This is a genomic window from Pseudomonas sp. PAGU 2196 (assembly GCF_022179005.1).
Classification (GTDB): domain Bacteria; phylum Pseudomonadota; class Gammaproteobacteria; order Pseudomonadales; family Pseudomonadaceae; genus Aquipseudomonas; species Aquipseudomonas kermanshahensis.
Genome location: NZ_BNTL01000031.1, coordinates 61,179 through 77,181 on the forward strand (window position 1 = coordinate 61,179; position 16,003 = coordinate 77,181).

The following is a 16,003-nucleotide window of genomic DNA, read 5'->3' on the forward strand; positions in this document are numbered from 1 at the left end:
GCCTAGCCCCACAGCAACGCCACCTGCTTCAACCGCTCACTCGCCGGTACAGGCCGCCCATACAGGTAGCCCTGGAAGTGCGAACACCCTTCCGCCGCCAGGCGCCGCATCTGCTCTTCTGACTCCACACCCTCGGCCGTGGTCTTGATCATCAGGCTGTTGGACAGGTCGGTAATGGCGCGGATGATCGACATGGCTTCGCGGCTGTCGCACATGTCATGCACGAACGACTTGTCGATCTTGATCCGGTCGAACGGGAACGAACGCAAGTACCCCAGCGACGAATACCCGGTACCGAAGTCATCCAGCGAAATCGACACACCCAGGTCTTTCAGCGCCCGCAAGGTGCGCACGTTCTCTTCACTGTTGCCCAGCAACACCGACTCGGTGATCTCCAGCTCCAGGCGCCGCGCCGGCAAGCCCGAATCTGCCAGGGCCAAGGCCACGGTGTGGACCAGGTTGGCATTCTTGAACTGTACCGGGGACAGGTTGACCGACACTGTCTGTTCGCTGTCCCAGCTGGCCGCCTCCTGGCACGCCAGGTTCAGCGCGCGGATGCCAAGCTCGTGAATCAGCCCGGTCTCTTCGGCGATGGGGATGAAGTCCATGGGCATGACCATGCCGCGGGTCGGGTGCTCCCAGCGCAACAACGCCTCATAACCCGTCACACTGCTGGTCTGCTGGTCGACCACCGGCTGGTAGTGCAACTGCAGTTGACCAAGGTGCAGCGCCGTACGCAGGTCGGTTTCGACCAGGCGGCGCTGACGGGCGGCGACATCCAGTTCGACATTGAAGCACTCGTACCGGTTGCGGCCATTGCGCTTGGCTTCGTACAACGCCATGTCGGCATAGCCCAGCAGTTGCTCGGCCTGGTCGTTGTCGTCCGGGGCGATCGCCACGCCGATACTCACACCCACCGTGAACTGATGCCCCTCGATCTGAAACGGCGGGCAAATGGCATTGATCAGGCGCTGCGCGGTATTGCACGCGGCATCACGGCCATCCAGCCCCGTGAGCACGATGGCAAACTCGTCACCGCCCAGGCGGGCCAACGTGTCGTGCTCGCGCAGTTCGCGGCGCAAGCGCTTGCCTAGCTCACGCAGCAGCTTGTCGCCGAACGCGTGACCTAACGAATCGTTGATGTTCTTGAAATTGTCCAGGTCCAGGCACAGGGCAGCGGTCAGCTTGGCGTTCTCATCACCGCGTACCAAGGCTTGGCGCAAACGCTCATGGAACAGCGTGCGGTTGGGCAGCCCGGTGAGGGCATCGTGGTGCGCCATATGGTGGATCTGCGCGTGGGCCGCCAACTCTTCAGTGGCATCTTCGGCCACGAACAGCACATAGTCGGCCTGGCCCTCGCGGTGCTGGCTGAGCAGCGTACGGCTGCGCAGGGTGCGTGGCCCGCACTGGGTGTCGACCCGGGTTTCGGCGGCATAGCCCTTGGTGCTGCGTGCCCCCCGAGCGAGCTGTTGCTCCAGGTAATCGGCTGCAGCCGGCGCCAGGCTTTGGGCAGGCAGTTGCCCGATCATGCTCGAACCCGGCACACCAAACAGGCGTTCGGCCTGCTGGTTGGCCAGCAGGATGCGCTGGCTCTCCAGGTCCTGGACCATGACACTGGCCGGGATGTTGGCTATGACCGAGTCGAGAAACTGCGACAGCTTGGCCATCTCTTGGCTGTACTGTTCGGCCAGTTCCTTGGCTTTGAGCAGCTCCAGCTCCTGCTGGTGGCGTTCGGAGATGTCGCGGGTGACCTTGGCGAACCCCACCAGGCGGCCGTCATCGTCATGCACCGCGTCGATCACCACATGCGCATGGAAGGCCGAGCCATCCTTGCGCAGCCGCACACCCACCTCTTCGAAGCGCCCCGTGCAACGCGCCTGTTCAAGGTTGTGCGCGGGCAGTCCGGCAGCCCGTTCGGCCTCGCTGTAGAACAACGAGTAATGCTGGCCGACGATCTCGTCGGCAAGGTACCCCTTGGCCCGCTGGGCGCCGGGGTTCCAGTTGGCAACAATGCCTTCGGGGGTGAGCAGGTAGATGGCATAGTCCACCACACTCTGGATCAACAGCCGATACATGATGTCGGGGCTTGCGACTAGCGACATGAAATTAACCTGAACCTTCGACGGGCACGAAAAGGACCCCGGCGCTGCGCGACCGGGTCTTGTACAGAGGTGATGGCATTATGCCGGTCACTCGGATTTTGTGAAGTGGTTCACAAAATTTTGCTGCACTGTCCTTTGCCGTACGAAGGGCTGAAGGCGGGGATGTGCCTGGCGTGGTTTTGAGGTGGTGCGAAGATCGAGCGCCACCTCAAAACCACGCCAGGCACTTCAACGCAGGCCCCTCACCCGTCATCAGTACCTGATCATCACCGATTTGAGCTCGGTGTAATCCTCGATGAACGCACTGCCAAACTCCCGCCCTACCCCCGATGCCTTCGACCCACCAAACGGCACCGCCGGGTCGAGGAAGGTGTGCATGTTGACCCACACCGTGCCCGCTTCGATCTGCGGGATCAGCCGCAGCGCCTTGGACAGGTCGTTGGTCCACAGGCTGGCGGTCAGGCCATAGGGGCTATCGTTCATCAACGCCAGCAGCTGCTCTTCATCGTCGAACGGCAGCACACAGACGATCGGGCCGAACGTTTCCTCGTGCAGCAACGGGTCACTGGCGTCATTGGCCAGCACCACCGTAGGCTCGACGAAGTAGCCCGGCCGGTCGAGCGCCTTCGCCCCACAGACCACCGTGTTACTGGCCCGGGCACGCTCGAAGAAGCCGAGAATCTTCTGCAGGTGCGCGGCATTGGCCAAAGGGCCGAACTGGGCGTCGGGGTCCAACGCCGAACCAATCTTCAACTGCCCCAGCGCTTCACCCAGCTTGCGGGTAAATTCCTGAACCTTGCTGCGGTGCACATACACCCGCTCCGGCGAAGCGCACACTTGCCCCTGGTGCACGAAGGCCGTCTGCAGGATGCCTGCCACGGCGCCGTCCACGTCCACATCGGCCAACAACGCTGCCGGGTTCTTGCCCCCCAGCTCCAGCGTGGCGCGGGTCAGGTTCGCCGCCATCGCGGCCTTGCCGACGGCGATACCGGTCGGCACCGAGCCTGTGAACGCGACCTTGGCCACGAGCGGGTGCTCGATCAACAGCTGGCCCGCCTGCCCCCGCCCATTGACCACGTTGAACGCCCCCGCCGGCACCCCTGCCTCGACCGCCAGTTCGGCGATGCGCAGCAGCGTAAGCGGCGTGAATTCGCTGGGTTTGATCACAATGGTGCAACCGGTTACCAGGGCCGAAGCAATCTTCCAGATACCGATCATCACCGAGAAATTCCACGGCACGATCCCCGCGACCACGCCCACCGGCTCGCGCAGGGTAAAGGCGGTGTAGCACTCGCCACCGAATGAAGGCAGCGACGGGGTCATGGTCTGCCCAGTGATCTTGGTCGCCCAACCCGCGAAATAACGCAGGAAGACTACACTTTGAGCGATCTCCAACCCCCGCGAGAGGTTGATCGACTTGCCGGAACACAGGGTCTCGAGCTGTGCCAGCTCTTCGGCATTGGCCTCGATCAGGTCAGCCAAGCGGTTGAGCACTACGCCTTTCTGATAGGGCGAAACCTCAGCCCAACTGCCCTTGAAGGCCTGCCGGGCACTGTGCACCGCACGTGCTACTTCCGCCTCGCTGGCCTCGGCAACCCGGCTGATGACTGTGCCGCTGGAGGGGTCGTGGATATCGACTGACGGCCCCGCCTCACCCGCCTGGTATTGGCCATCGATGAAATGGCCATGGGGCCTGGCGAGGAACTCGACCACGGCAGGTAACAGCTGGATATCGCTCATGACATGACTCCTGGAAGGCAGCGCAAAAGTGTGTGCGGGCCGATCTTCAGGCCCCCGCCTACCCGCCTGCCAGCCCCGAACGGCGTTTTGTCAGGGAGCCTCAAGAGAATGTCACGCTGGCCAAATCACCACGCCGGCCCAGGCGGCACACTGCGATCACTGCGATATCTGCATAACCCATAACAACATCGGAGATAGCCAATGCGTCGCGTAGACAGGCTTAGCATCTCGGCAGCCCTGGCCTTGGCCCTGGCTGCGAGCACAAGCGCGGTGCGGGCCGACCTGCCCGCCGAAGAGATCGGCCAGAACAACCTGCCGTTCCCGCCGGACCCTCACCGTGTCTACATCCTCGATGTGGACTTCAAGAACCCCATCGCCGGCAAGGTGGTGGTGGTCGACCCCAAGGCCAAGCGCATGCTCGGCATGACCACCAACGCCTTCGTCGCCCCAACGGCGCTGAGCCCGGACAACCGCACCCTGTACTCGGCCAACCTGTTCTACTCGCGTGGCACCTACGGCGAACGCACCGACGTGCTGGTGGCCTGGGACACCCAGACCCTGCGCCCGCAATGGGAAGTGGTACTGCCCGCCAAGCGCGCCTCCACGCTCACCGAGAAGTACGCGATGGGTGTCAGCGCCGACAGCAAGCTGGCGTATGTCTTCAACCTGACGCCGTCGACATCGGTGACCGTGGTCAATACTCAGACGCACACGGTCGCCAGCGAAGTCGCCATCAGCGGCTGCGTACTCAACTACCCAGTCGGCAAACGCAGCTTCGCGTCACTGTGCGGTGACGGCCAACTGCTGGTGGTGACACTGGATGATGACGGCAAGGAAGTCTCACGCACCCAGACGCCGTTCTTCGACCCGAACAAGGTCCGCCTCAACGAGCGCGCCATCGCCAACGGCGACACCTACTATTTCACCACCACCCATGGCGAGGTGTACCCGGTGAGTTTCGAAGGGGGCAAGGCCAAGCCGCAGCCCACCTGGTCGCTGGTCAGCGACGAGGAACGCAAGCAAGGCTGGGCGCCGGGTGGCTGGCAAGCCCTGGCCTTGGCGCCAGGCCTGAACCGGCTGTATGCGCTGATGCATGACCAGCACACCGATGGCAAATGGGAAGACCCGAGCACCACCATCTGGGCGTTTGACCTGAAGACGGGCAAGAAACTCGGCACGCTCGACTCGCCCAAGCCAGTCTGGAGCCTGCAGGCCAGCCATGACAAGGCGCCCATCCTGGTGGCCACCGACCTGGAAGGCGGCGTGCAGTTCTTCGACCTGGCCACCGGCAAGCACAGCGGTGCCATGGACCAGATCGCCGACACGCCCGTGCTCACCTTGGCCCCTTGGTAAACAGGAGACCCGACCATGCTCGACCCTGTTCTCGTGATTGCCAGCAGTACCGCTTTGGCGACGCTGCTGGCCAGTGCCGCCAGCCACAAGCTACGTGACCTGCGGGCGTTCAGCGCCATCGTGCGCGCCTACCAACTGCTGCCAGCGCCCTTGGCACCCGTAGCCACGGCAAGCCTTGCGCTGGCCGAACTGGCCCTAGCGCTGGCCTTGCTGCTACCCGGTGGGCGAGCCAGCGCGGCGTTGGCGGTGGTGCTGTTGATGGCGCTGTATGCCAGCGCCATCGGCATCAACCTGTGGCGTGGCCGCCGCGACATCGACTGCGGCTGTTCAGGCCCCGGCGCTGCCCAGCCACTGCGCCCAGTGCTGTTGCTGCGCAACCTGGTGATCGCCCTGCTGGCCGGCCTGGCGGCGCTGCCCATGGCCGAGCGTGCACTCGGTGCCCTGGATATTTTCGTGGTGATCGCGGCCAGTGCCGTGGCGCTGCTGATTCATGTGGCGGTGGATGGCCTGCTGGCCAACCAGCCGCGTCTTGCCAAATTGACTGGGAGATAACCCATGCAACTGCTTATCGCATCGAACATTCTGCTCTGGCTGCTGCTGATCGCGGTGGCGTTCACGGTCATGGCCCTGGTGCGCCAGATCGGCGTGCTGCATGGCCGCATCGCGCCTGCCGGTGCGCTGATGGTAGACAAAGGCGTGACGGTCAACGACCCCGCCCCACAGGTCACCGCCGCCGACCGCCATGGCCGCCCGGTAAACATCGGCTACCGCGGCGAACGCTCGCAACTGCTGTTCTTCCTCGCGCCCGGCTGCCCAGTGTGCAAATCGCTGCTGCCGGCGATCAAGTCGATCGCCAAGGACAACAGCGGCGAGCTGGACGTTATCTATGTCAGCGACGGTGATTTTGCCGAACAGCAGGCCCTGATCGACGCCAACGACTTGCAGCAAGCCACCTACGTGGTCGGCCCCGAGATCGGCATGACCTACCAGATTGGCAAGCTGCCGTACGCCGTGTTAATCGACCAGGCCGGCACCCTGCGCGCCAAGGGCCTGGTCAACTCCCGCGAGCACCTGGACAGCCTGTTCGAGACCGTGCACCTGGGCAGCGCGAGCCTGCAGCAGTACCTGCACGGCAACCACGCGCACGGCCATGCTCACGACCACGACCACGACCATGCCCACCCACACAGCGCGCAACACTGATCGCGGAGCACACCATGAGTTTTCTCGACAAACTGTTTGAACGCTCCAGCCGTCATGTCGCCGACACCACCTCACGGCGCAAGGTGCTGGCGCGCCTGGGTTCGCTGATCGTCGCCGGCGCTGCCCTGCCGGTGCTGCTGCCGATCGACCGTACCGCCAAGGCGCTGGCCGCCGAGCAGCCGAAAATGGGTGACCCAGGTGACCCGACCAGCTGTGACTACTGGCGTAACTGCTCGATCGACGGCTTCCTGTGCTCGTGCTGCGGCGGTTCTATTACCTCCTGCCCGCCCGGCACCGATGCCTCGCTGGTGACCTGGATCGGCACCTGCCGCAACCCTGCCGATGGCAAGAACTACATCATCTCGTACAACGACTGCTGCGGTAAGCACGCGTGCGGCCAGTGCGCCTGCTCGCGCAACGACGATGAACAACCCTTGTATCGCCCGTTCAACAACAACGACATCAACTGGTGCCTGGGGGCTGAGTCGAAGATCTACAACTGCACCGTTACCATCATCCGCGGCGTGGCGGTCTAGCGCCGTGAAGGCCCTGACCACGGTGTTGATCCTGTGCCTGCTGGCGCCTGTCGCCCAGGCCAGGACCCTGCCCAACCCCAACCAGCGCCCGGCGCCGGGCAACGAGGTGCCACCGGTGCCGATTGCCCAGGCCGGCTACTCGGTGCCGGTGAATTATCAGTTGCAATGCGCCGGCTGCCACCGCGACCACGGCGAAGGCTCGGCGGCCAACGACACGCCGCGCATGCAGGGGTTTGTCGGCAACTTCCTGCGGGTGCCGGGCGGGCGCGAGTTTCTGGTGCGGGTGCCGGGGATTTCCCAGTCGGCGCTTAATGATCAGCAGATTGCCGATTTGCTTAATTGGCTGCTGGCGCGGGATGGGATGGCCGGCAACAGCTCACCCGAGCAATGGCCGCCGTACAGCGGCGAGGAAGTACATCGAGTACGTCAGAACAGCATGCTCAACCTGCCGCATGTGCGCGCCGGGTTGATCGAAGCGATGCAGGCCAAGGGCATTGCCATCAGCGATGGGCTTGGCCACTGAATTACGCAAGCGTTGTGCCTTCAGCCCGCCCTGTCAGCGGGCTTTTTTTTGTTTGTCGGGTTGGGGTTGGGGTTGGGGGTGTTCGTCGCTGGATTTTCGGCGCCTGTGAGATCGAGCGCCGCCCGCGCGGCGCTTCGCGGGGCAAGCCCGCTCCCACATCTGTTTCGGGCCAATCATTCCTGTTCCATGGGCGCGCGGCCCCTTAGCGCCCACCTCAATATCGAGGTGGACCAACAAGGCGGTCGCGCGCAAATATCACAGGCTGCACTGGCCCGAAACAGATGTGGGAGCGGGCTTGCCCCGCGAAGCGCCGCGCGGGCGGCGCTCGATCTACGCCCCACCTCACAACCTGAGGCAGGCACCTCGTCGCCCTCACCCAACCTGCCAAAGTGCAACATCTGGAAACAAACCCGTATCAATTGGCTACATCCCAGCGCATTCCAACGCACTAATCACACCACTACCACTGCCAACACCCTCATCAAAAATAAAATAAATCCCAATTAAAACAATGCACTAGCAAATACCCCCTGCTACAACCCCACCTATCAGGCCCGTTTTTTGCTTGAAAATTCAAGTGAATTTTAATGCTTTAAGGCACCCCTCCAAGAGTTCGCCCAAGCGAACCGTTCCACGTCTTACCGCGCGAGGCCCCCATGACACCAGCAACCCGTGTTACCGACGATCACTTCCAGGCCTGGCTCAGCCAGGTCAACGATGCCTGCGGTCACTTCAACGCCCGCAAGCTCGACGCAGGCTTCGTCGGCCAGCTCGAAAAGTGCCAGGTAGGCCAGATTTCCATGAGCATCGTCGACATGACCCACGTCAACCTGTTCCGCGGCCCGCGGGAAATACGCGCCAGCGGTGCCGACAACTACTATGCCGTCTTGCAGATGGCCGGCACCTCGCATATCGAGCACCAGGATGCACGCATCGAACTGCGGCCCGGCGACCTGACCCTGATCGACGCCAGTGCCCCGCTGGACATGCACTTCCACCAGCGCTCGCGCCAGTTGTCGCTGATTTTGCCGCGCACTCAGGTCGAAAGCGGCACCCGCGGCGTCAGCGTGGCCTGCGCCAAACGCATCGAAGCGCAAACCCCATTGGCGAGCATGGCCCGCCAGATGATGCTCGAAGCCGGCCGCACCCAGCACATGGCCAACAACGAAAGCCAGGCCGTACTGGAGGCGCTGATCGCTTTGCTGCGCCCCGCCATCACCCAGGACTCGGTGCCCGGCAGCCACGAGCGCATGTTCCGCAAGGCCCTGGCACTGATTGACCAGCGCATCACCTGCGAAAGCCTGACACCTGAGTTCATTGCCCGCGAAGTGGGCATCTCCATGCGCAGCCTGTACCGCATCTTCGCCAAACACGACCTGGTCATCGCCCAGTACATCCGCAACCGCCGCCTCGACTTCTGCGCCGAAAGCCTGCGCAACCCATCGATGGATCAGAAGGTGTCGTCGCTGGGGTATGCCTGGGGGTTTTCCGATTCGAGTTACTTCAGCACCGCATTCAAAGGCCGGTTTGGCATGACCCCAGGCGAGTACCGCAAGCGTCACGCCAACTGACAAGCCCAGCAAACACCCTGGCAGGCACAACAAAACCCGCCCGCCTGTACTCGCACACAATCAAGCAGAACACCAACAAGAAGCAGCCCCGCGCTGCCCTACCCAGGAACCGTGCGTGATGTCGACCGTCGTATCCAGCAAGTTCGTAATGCCCTTCCTGCTCGCCGCGCTGGCCAGCCCGCTGGCCCTGGCCGAAGACTGCGCGGCCCCGCAGCGCCAACAGGGCGAACAGGTGTTCGCGCGCGACTGCGCCGCGTGCCATTCGGCGCAAAAGGATGGCCCAGTGATGATGGGCCCCAACCTGCACGACGTGGTGGGCCGTACCCCCGGTACCGTGCCAGGGGCCAATTACTCTCAGGCCATGAAAACCCGCCAGGCGGCCTGGACGGCGCAAAGCATCGGCGCCTTCATTGCCCAGCCACAGGCGGCAGTACCCGGCACCTACATGCCTTATGCAGGGTTGCCGGACGCTGGCGAACGCCAGTCGGTGACGTGTTTCCTCGCCGGCCTCAAGTAACCACGTTTGCCCACGAAGGCCCCGCAATGGGGCCTTCTGCGTTTTTAACGCCCGCCCCATCAGCTTGGCACACCGCCAAAGTCAACTGGCAGCCAGGGCAAAAGCCCAGGGCTGGGCTTGCTTCATGATCATTGGCACGTCTTCGGAACTTCTGCCAAAACCATGACAAAGGAAGCCAGACCATGCACCACCGCCCGTTCCGCCTAACCTTGGCCGCACTCCTGGCCGGGGCTTCGCTGAGTGCGTCCGCGCACGAGCTGTACAGCGATGCCGAACGCCATCTGAACGCCAATGTGGAAGCCGTGTTCGGTGCATTCCACAGCGAACGCAGCTACGCCATCGCCCGCGACCAACCCGGCTCCACCTCGTGGCGGGAAGGCTACATCAAGTATGGCTTGAGCGCCGACCAGGCCCTGGGCAGCGTCGGTTCGCTGTACGGCGCCTTCGCCATGCTCAGCTCGGCGACTTGGGGCGACGGTGATGCTGCCGGCTTCAGCGATGGCAGCGAACGCACCAGCAAGATCGAGGATGCCTACGTGGGCTGGAAGTCCGGCAACCTGGTGCCGATCCTGGGCGAGGACGGTATCGACCTGTCGTTCGGCAAACAGATGGTCGCCGTGGGCGATGGGTTTCTGCTTCAGGGTGACTCGCTGAACGTCGGCCATGGCCTTGCCGATGGTCAGTTCAACCGGGGCGGTGCGTACTACCTCGCCGCTCGCAAGAGCTTCGACAAGACCGCCGTGCTGCGCCTGGGCGGCAGCAGTGGTTGGCGCGGCGACCTGATGTGGCTGCAGTCAGACAACCGCGCCCAGGCCAACACCGAACTGCACGTGGCCACCCTTGAGCATGTGGCGGACGCCGGCACCGTCGGCCTGACCTATATCGGCACTACCCATGTCGACGAGCAGTACGCCTCCCCGCTGCAACTGGAACGCGATGGCATGAAGACTTACAGCCTGCGTGGCCAGGGCAATGCCGGGGTAGAAAACCTGTTTTTGTCCGGGGAATACGCCAAACAGGACAAACCCCATACCGCCACCGAGGACGCCTGGTACCTGGAAGCCGGCTGGACCTTCGCCGACCTACCTTGGCAACCGAACCTGAGCTACCGCTACAGCCGCTTTTCCGAGCAGTACGACACGCTGTTCTATGGCCTCGGGCGCGGGTTGGGTACCTGGTTCCAGGGTGAGGTGGCCGGTAACTATGCCGGGCCGTTCAACAGCAATGCGCGGGTGCAGAAGGTCGGCCTGACGGTCAGCCCGACGCCGACGTTGAACCTTGGCGTGATGGGGTTCCATTTCGACACCATCGATCGCAGCCTGGGCAATGTGGACGGTCGCGAGCTGGATATCTATGCCGAGTGGACCCTCAATGATCACCTGATGATCGTGCCGCTGGTGGGGTTGTATCAGCCGGATCGTAGCGTGGAGCAAGGGGGGACGCAGTTGGGCAACAACCACGACAACCTGTATGGCCAGGTGGTGTTCGTCAGTACCTTCTGAGCTGAAGATCTGGGGCTGCTTTGCAGCCCCAGCAACAGTGACTACCGCTCTGGCACCGGCAACGGCGCGTCGCTGTTCCACGCCGTCACTGGCCTGCTGAACAGGTTCTCGGTCTGGAAATGCGCCATGCGCCACTGGCCCTCTTCCAGCGTAAAGCGCACGGTCAGCCGGGCAGCATTGAGGTGCGAGGCGCCGTCGGCAAAGGTACTGGTCTGCAACATCACCCAGCGCCCCAGCCCTTCCTCGCCGGCCACCTCGATAACCTCACTGGTCAGAAAGTGCACATTCAAGGCGAAATGCGCCGGGGTCTTCATGTAGGTGGCGAACATCGCCCGGATCGCTTCGCGCCCGCGGTAGCCGCCAAAGCTCTCGGCGTACTTGGCGCCCTTGCCCTCCCACACCGCGTCATGGCAAAACAGCTGCGCCAGTTCATCGAGCGGGGATTGCGCGTCCAGTTGGTCGCACAACGCCATGTAGCGGTTGATGCAGACGCGGATGGCCTGCTGGTTTTCAAAGCTGCGCAGGCGGGCCTGGAGTTCGAGGATATCGGTCATCGCAATCGTGGCCTCAATGATCGTTGCCGGCGTACAGGTTCAGCAGCAAGCGCTCGGCCACTGCCAGCAATTTCTCGTCGGCACCTTTGGCCGCCACCAGTTGCAGGCCGACCGGCAAACCGGCCTCGCTGCCCAGCGGAATGCTCAATGCCGGGTGCCCCGACAGGTTGAACGGCCGCACCAGCGAGGTCATGCCCAGCACCGCGCGGGTATCGGCGGCGTCCTCCAGGCGCAGTGGGAAGTCCGGCATGGTCGGCAGGGCCAGGACATCGAAGTTGGCCAGGGCCTGGTCGACTTCTTCAGTAAAGCGTCGACGCACTTCCTCCGCCTCGGCCAGCGCCGTGTCAGTGGTCTGCCCCGCTGCCGCCAGGCGCCCGGCGATATCGCTGCCGACCTTGCCGGTTTGCAGAAGGTGACCACAGCCTTCGAACGTTTCGCGGTTGATCACGACCATGCCGGCGTCATAGGCGGCGCCAAAGTGTTTGAGTTCGACATTGCCCATCGGCAAGCCACTGGCGCTCAGGGCGCCGTGCACCACCTTGTGGATGGCGGCCTCGGCGGTCACCCGCAATACGCCGATGCGCGCCTTGGCCGGTACCTGGGCGGGGACGAAACTGGGGTCGATCATGCTCATGGCGCGTACCAGCATCGGCAGGCTCGCGGCGAACGGGCCAACGCAGTCGAGGCTGGTGCGGGCCGGCATCACGCCTTTACGGCTTACCCGGCCAAACGTCGGCTTGAGGCCGAACACGCCACAGCAACAGGCCGGGACACGCACCGAGCCACCGGTGTCGGTGCCCAGGCTGAAATCCGCCAGGCCAGCGGCCACCGCAGCAGCCGAGCCGCTGGACGAGCCACCGGGTATGCGCCCCGGAAAGCGCGGGTTGGCGGCCGTGCCGGTATAGCGGTTGATGCCGGTCGTGCCGAACGCCAGTTCGTGCAGGCTCACCTTGCCGGTCAGCCGGGCACCGGCCGCCAGCAACTGGCTGACCACGTCGGCATGCCGCTCGGCCAACGGCGCATCCTCTAACGCCTGGCTGCTGGCGCGGGTCGCAGTACCGGCGACATCGATGGTGTCCTTGACCACGACCCGGGGGCCGGTGCCGCCCAGATCAAGGGTTTCTACTATGATTGTCATTGTTGTGCAGCCCTCTTCAAGAATGGATGCCGGGCCTTGGCCCAGCCGATAAAATGCGTGCCGATTACTTGAAATGTCAACTGAACATTCCAGTATTATGCGCCCGCTTTACGGTAGCCAAATGCGCGGAAACGTCTATGATGTCGCGACTATTTCCGCACAAGTAGTGAATCGATGAGCAACTCGAAAAACACAGGCCACAGCCACCACGACCCGGCCAGCGATGAATTTCGCAAGGAAGATTTCCCCTTCTACTGGCTGGCGCGCGTGCATGGCCGCTACACCCAGAACATGGAACGTCTGCTCAAGAAGATCGACCTCGACGTGCCGCGCTGGCGCGTGCTGTGGATCCTCAACGAGAACGGTGAATCGAGCATTTCCGAGATCTCCACCCACGCCATCGCCAAGCTGTCGACCATCACCAAGATCGTCTACCGCATGAAGGACGACGGCCTGGTCGATACCGCGCCAAGCCCGGAGGATGGGCGCGTGACCCAGGTGCGGATCACCGAAGTTGGCCTGCAGAACATCGAGCGCATGCAGGACGTGACGCGGGAACTGTTCCAGCGCAGTTTCAAGGGGCTGACCGAAGCGCAGGTGCAGCGGCTGAACCGGATGCTGGAAGTGGTGTTCCATAACCTCGAAACACTTTAACGCCCAATTCCCTCCCTGTAGGAGCAGCCTTGTGCTGCGAAGAGGCCAGTGCAAACGGCACATATCGCGGTTGCTCTCACCGGCCTCTTCGCAGCACAAGGCTGCTCCTACACAGGGTCAGCGCAAGCTGCTCAGCACGCTTTCGAGGCCTCGCATACCCGGTGATAGGCGCGGTTGAAATACACCAGCCCATCGTCCGCCCCACCATGGCGGATGTCCTGGATCTCGCAGTAGAAAATGCTGTGCGAACCCACCTCATGCACCTGGGCAATGCGGCAGTCGAAGTTGACCAGCGCCTCTTGCATCACTGGCGCGCCACTCTCCAGCACAGTCCAGTGCGTGGTCGCAAAGCGCTCTTCCGTGCTCAGGTTGCGGTTGGCAAACGCCCCCGACAACTCCTGATGGGTACCGGCCAGCACGTTCACGCACAGCGCGCCGTTGGCCTTGAACTGCTCATTGGAATACGAGGCGCGGTTCATGCACACCAACAACGTGGGCGGCGCGTCGGTCACGCTGCACACCGCCGACGCGGTAAAACCGAAACGGCCTGCGGGGCCATCAGTGGTGATGACCGATACGGCGCCACCGAGCAGCGCCATTGCATTGCGAAACTGGCTTACATCTACCATGGTCATGCTCCTCAGATATCCAGCACCAGCTTGTTGGACTTGGCCCGCGAGCAGCACACCAGGATCTGGTCGTTCGCGGCTTTTTCTTCATCGGTCAGGTACACATCGCGGTGGTCCGGCTCGCCTTCGAGCACTTCGCACATGCAGGTCCCGCAGACGCCCTGCTCGCAAGAAATGTCGATCTTGATGCCAACCTGGGCAAGCGCTTCGAGGATGGTCTGCCCCTCGGCCACCTGCACGGTCTTGTTGCTGCGCGCCGCCACCACTTCGAAACCTTGGCCACTGGCGTCGACCTCGACCTGGAAGTACTCCTTGTGGATGTGGTCTTCGGCATAACCCTGCCGACGCGCGCCCTCAATCACCCAGTCCATGAAGCCGGACGGGCCGCAGGTGTACAGGTGGGTGCCCTGGCTGGCAGCGCCCAGCACCGCCTCCAGGTTCAGCCGCTGTGCCGGGTCTTCATCATCGAAGTGAGTGACCACCCGCGCGGCGAACGGCGCCGCCGCCAGCGCCTCGAGAAACGCACTGCGGCTGCGCGAGCGCCCGCAATAATGCAGTTCGAAATCCGCGCCCTGCTGGTGCAGGGCGTGGGCCATGGCGATCATCGGCGTGATGCCGATACCACCGCCCAGCAGGATCGAACGGCTGGCCTGCGGCGCCAGCGGGAACAGGTTGCGCGGCGCACTGATCTGCAGCTCGCGCCCTTCCAGCAAGGTCTCGTGCACGCCCACCGAGCCGCCGCGTGAAGCTGGGTCTTTCAGCACGCCCAAGCGATACACCGAAGCATCGGCCGGGTCACTGCACAGCGAATACTGGCGCACCACGCCGGGCGCGACGTGGATATCGACATGCGCGCCCGCCTCGAAGGCCGGCAACGCCGCGCCATCAGCGCGCCCCAGGTCGAGGACGACCACGTCGGCCCCTTGGATCTCGCGCTTGCGCACGACTACGTTCAACAATTGTTCATTCATGGCCGGTGTCCCGTGTAACGACAGGAGGCGCGCAGCGCCCCGCAAAAAAAATCAACGCATGAACAGGCCGCCGTTCACGTCCCAGGTCGCCCCGGTGGTGAAGTAGGCTTCGGGCCGCGCCAGTTGCACGATCAGGTCGCCCAGAAAACCGGCGTCCCCCAGGCGCTGCACCGGGATGTTCGCCAGTAGCCCTGGCAGGCGCTCGGCAGGCACCGCGGCATGCACCGCCGGCGAATCGATCGGGCCGGGGGCGATGGCGTTGACCGTGACGCCACGGGCAGCGAACTCCTTGGCGAAGATCTTGGTCAGGGTGACGATCGCGCCCTTGCTCGCCGCGTAATGCGCGCCGGTCGCGGTGCCGCCGTTCTGCCCGGCCAGCGAGGCCATGTTGATGATCCGCCCGTAACCGGCCTCGGCCAGGTACGCGCCGAACACCTGGCAACCGAGGAACACGCTGCGCAGGTTCAAGCCAACCACGGCGTCGAACTCTTCTGGGCTGATCTGCATCAGCGGCGTGGTCTTGGTCACCGCAGCGTTGTTGACCACCACGTGCAGTGCGCCAAAGTGCTCCAGCACCTGGGCCAGCGCCTGCTCGAAATCGACCTTGCTGGCGACATCGAGCTTGACCGCCAGGGTACGGCCGCCCTGCCCTTGCCGGGCTTGCTGCAGTTGTTCGGCGCTGGCCTGAGCGAGCGCCAGGTCACGGTCCGAGACCACCACGTCAAAGCCTGCGGCAAGCAGTTGCGCGCAGAAGCGCTGGCCCAAGCCCTGGCCGGCGCCGGTTACCAATGCGACTTGGTTCATGGTCGGTTCCTCACAGGATGTAGCCGATACCGGCGAGGGTATCGTCACTGTTGATCAGGCTGATCACCTTGCGGTGGATCTTGAAGCTGCCTTGCGCCCGTACCAGGGTGTAGGTCAGGTCGGCGCTGTAGTGCTTGAGGCTCTCTTTGCGGAACTCGCGCACGTTCTGTGCGCAGCGCACGGTCACGTTGACGCCGTCGTCGCCC

16 protein-coding genes and 1 pseudogene are annotated in these 16,003 nt (G+C 63.5%); 9 read left to right on the top strand and 8 right to left on the bottom strand.

The window, feature by feature from the left end; translation table 11 throughout:
* Window positions 1-2: 2 nt before the first annotated feature.
* Window positions 3-2,102 (bottom strand): bifunctional diguanylate cyclase/phosphodiesterase, encoded by a 2,100-nt coding sequence (locus MFF34_RS23790; protein ID WP_027595344.1) that lies wholly within the window; start codon window positions 2,100-2,102, stop codon window positions 3-5.
* Window positions 2,103-2,354: 252 nt separating this feature from the next.
* Window positions 2,355-3,842, bottom strand: coding sequence for an aldehyde dehydrogenase family protein (locus MFF34_RS23795; RefSeq protein WP_238216789.1), 1,488 nt, complete (start codon window positions 3,840-3,842; stop codon window positions 2,355-2,357).
* Window positions 3,843-4,043: 201 nt separating this feature from the next.
* Here MFF34_RS23795 and MFF34_RS23800 point away from each other — a divergent pair, with 201 nt between their 5' ends.
* From MFF34_RS23800 to MFF34_RS23835, 8 genes are all read left to right on the top strand, one after another.
* Complete coding sequence (locus MFF34_RS23800) at window positions 4,044-5,195, top strand: amine dehydrogenase large subunit (RefSeq protein ID WP_238216791.1); 1,152 nt, start codon at window positions 4,044-4,046, stop codon at window positions 5,193-5,195.
* Window positions 5,196-5,210: 15 nt separating this feature from the next.
* Window positions 5,211-5,747: a MauE/DoxX family redox-associated membrane protein gene (locus tag MFF34_RS23805; protein WP_099429009.1), complete on the top strand. Its 537-nt coding sequence runs from the start codon at window positions 5,211-5,213 to the stop codon at window positions 5,745-5,747.
* A 3-nt stretch (window positions 5,748-5,750) separates the two neighbouring features.
* Window positions 5,751-6,398, top strand: a complete 648-nt coding sequence (gene mauD, locus MFF34_RS23810; protein WP_238216793.1) for a methylamine dehydrogenase accessory protein MauD — start codon at window positions 5,751-5,753, stop codon at window positions 6,396-6,398.
* 14 nt (window positions 6,399-6,412) lie between these two features.
* Complete coding sequence (locus MFF34_RS23815) at window positions 6,413-6,934, top strand: methylamine dehydrogenase light chain (protein WP_027595339.1); 522 nt, start codon at window positions 6,413-6,415, stop codon at window positions 6,932-6,934.
* A 4-nt stretch (window positions 6,935-6,938) separates the two neighbouring features.
* A complete protein-coding gene (locus MFF34_RS23820; protein ID WP_238216795.1) occupies window positions 6,939-7,457 on the top strand; it encodes a cytochrome c in 519 nt (172 codons plus the stop codon).
* A 656-nt stretch (window positions 7,458-8,113) separates the two neighbouring features.
* The gene (gene feaR / locus MFF34_RS23825) at window positions 8,114-9,028 is read left to right on the top strand and encodes a transcriptional regulator FeaR (protein WP_099429006.1); all 915 of its coding nucleotides are present in this window, start codon (window positions 8,114-8,116) and stop codon (window positions 9,026-9,028) included.
* A 118-nt stretch (window positions 9,029-9,146) separates the two neighbouring features.
* Window positions 9,147-9,545 carry a cytochrome c family protein gene (locus MFF34_RS23830; RefSeq protein WP_027595336.1) on the top strand — a complete coding sequence of 133 codons (399 nt, stop codon included), beginning with the start codon at window positions 9,147-9,149 and terminating at the stop codon, window positions 9,543-9,545.
* A 182-nt stretch (window positions 9,546-9,727) separates the two neighbouring features.
* The gene (locus MFF34_RS23835) at window positions 9,728-11,047 is read left to right on the top strand and encodes an alginate export family protein (protein ID WP_238216797.1); all 1,320 of its coding nucleotides are present in this window, start codon (window positions 9,728-9,730) and stop codon (window positions 11,045-11,047) included.
* A gap of 41 nt (window positions 11,048-11,088) precedes the next feature.
* Here MFF34_RS23835 and MFF34_RS23840 read toward each other — a convergent pair whose 3' ends face one another.
* The gene (locus tag MFF34_RS23840) at window positions 11,089-11,601 is read right to left on the bottom strand and encodes a nuclear transport factor 2 family protein (RefSeq protein WP_238216799.1); all 513 of its coding nucleotides are present in this window, start codon (window positions 11,599-11,601) and stop codon (window positions 11,089-11,091) included.
* A gap of 13 nt (window positions 11,602-11,614) precedes the next feature.
* Entirely contained in the window at window positions 11,615-12,739 is a 1,125-nt protein-coding gene (locus MFF34_RS23845) for an amidase (protein WP_238216801.1), read from the bottom strand.
* A gap of 174 nt (window positions 12,740-12,913) precedes the next feature.
* Between MFF34_RS23845 and MFF34_RS23850 the strand changes: the two genes are divergently transcribed.
* Complete coding sequence (locus tag MFF34_RS23850; protein ID WP_186682548.1) at window positions 12,914-13,393, top strand: MarR family winged helix-turn-helix transcriptional regulator; 480 nt, start codon at window positions 12,914-12,916, stop codon at window positions 13,391-13,393.
* A gap of 131 nt (window positions 13,394-13,524) precedes the next feature.
* On the opposite strand, the gene MFF34_RS23855 is transcribed toward MFF34_RS23850, so the two are convergent.
* The 4 genes and pseudogenes from MFF34_RS23855 to MFF34_RS23870 form a co-directional block, all read right to left on the bottom strand.
* Window positions 13,525-14,022, bottom strand: a complete 498-nt coding sequence (locus MFF34_RS23855) for a flavin reductase (protein WP_027595331.1) — start codon at window positions 14,020-14,022, stop codon at window positions 13,525-13,527.
* 11 nt (window positions 14,023-14,033) lie between these two features.
* The gene (locus MFF34_RS23860; RefSeq protein WP_238216803.1) at window positions 14,034-14,993 is read right to left on the bottom strand and encodes a PDR/VanB family oxidoreductase; all 960 of its coding nucleotides are present in this window, start codon (window positions 14,991-14,993) and stop codon (window positions 14,034-14,036) included.
* Between the two features lie 51 nt (window positions 14,994-15,044).
* Complete coding sequence (locus MFF34_RS23865) at window positions 15,045-15,797, bottom strand: SDR family NAD(P)-dependent oxidoreductase (RefSeq protein WP_238216805.1); 753 nt, start codon at window positions 15,795-15,797, stop codon at window positions 15,045-15,047.
* A gap of 10 nt (window positions 15,798-15,807) precedes the next feature.
* Window positions 15,808-16,003: pseudogene (locus MFF34_RS23870) on the bottom strand (hypothetical protein); the annotation flags it as partial.

What these genes read in the sequence shown, in the direction of transcription:
- MFF34_RS23790 (WP_027595344.1), bottom strand. Translation starts at nt 2,102, where the DNA reads ATGTCGCTAGTCGCAAGCCCCGACATCATGTATCGGCTGTTGATCCAG.
- MFF34_RS23795 (WP_238216789.1), bottom strand. Translation starts at nt 3,842, where the DNA reads ATGAGCGATATCCAGCTGTTACCTGCCGTGGTCGAGTTCCTCGCCAGG.
- MFF34_RS23800 (WP_238216791.1), top strand. Translation starts at nt 4,044, where the DNA reads ATGCGTCGCGTAGACAGGCTTAGCATCTCGGCAGCCCTGGCCTTGGCC.
- MFF34_RS23805 (WP_099429009.1), top strand. Translation starts at nt 5,211, where the DNA reads ATGCTCGACCCTGTTCTCGTGATTGCCAGCAGTACCGCTTTGGCGACG.
- mauD (WP_238216793.1), top strand. Translation starts at nt 5,751, where the DNA reads ATGCAACTGCTTATCGCATCGAACATTCTGCTCTGGCTGCTGCTGATC.
- MFF34_RS23815 (WP_027595339.1), top strand. Translation starts at nt 6,413, where the DNA reads ATGAGTTTTCTCGACAAACTGTTTGAACGCTCCAGCCGTCATGTCGCC.
- feaR (WP_099429006.1), top strand. Translation starts at nt 8,114, where the DNA reads ATGACACCAGCAACCCGTGTTACCGACGATCACTTCCAGGCCTGGCTC.
- MFF34_RS23830 (WP_027595336.1), top strand. Translation starts at nt 9,147, where the DNA reads ATGTCGACCGTCGTATCCAGCAAGTTCGTAATGCCCTTCCTGCTCGCC.
- MFF34_RS23835 (WP_238216797.1), top strand. Translation starts at nt 9,728, where the DNA reads ATGCACCACCGCCCGTTCCGCCTAACCTTGGCCGCACTCCTGGCCGGG.
- MFF34_RS23840 (WP_238216799.1), bottom strand. Translation starts at nt 11,601, where the DNA reads ATGACCGATATCCTCGAACTCCAGGCCCGCCTGCGCAGCTTTGAAAAC.
- MFF34_RS23845 (WP_238216801.1), bottom strand. Translation starts at nt 12,739, where the DNA reads ATGACAATCATAGTAGAAACCCTTGATCTGGGCGGCACCGGCCCCCGG.
- MFF34_RS23850 (WP_186682548.1), top strand. Translation starts at nt 12,914, where the DNA reads ATGAGCAACTCGAAAAACACAGGCCACAGCCACCACGACCCGGCCAGC.
- MFF34_RS23855 (WP_027595331.1), bottom strand. Translation starts at nt 14,022, where the DNA reads ATGGTAGATGTAAGCCAGTTTCGCAATGCAATGGCGCTGCTCGGTGGC.
- MFF34_RS23860 (WP_238216803.1), bottom strand. Translation starts at nt 14,993, where the DNA reads ATGAATGAACAATTGTTGAACGTAGTCGTGCGCAAGCGCGAGATCCAA.
- MFF34_RS23865 (WP_238216805.1), bottom strand. Translation starts at nt 15,797, where the DNA reads ATGAACCAAGTCGCATTGGTAACCGGCGCCGGCCAGGGCTTGGGCCAG.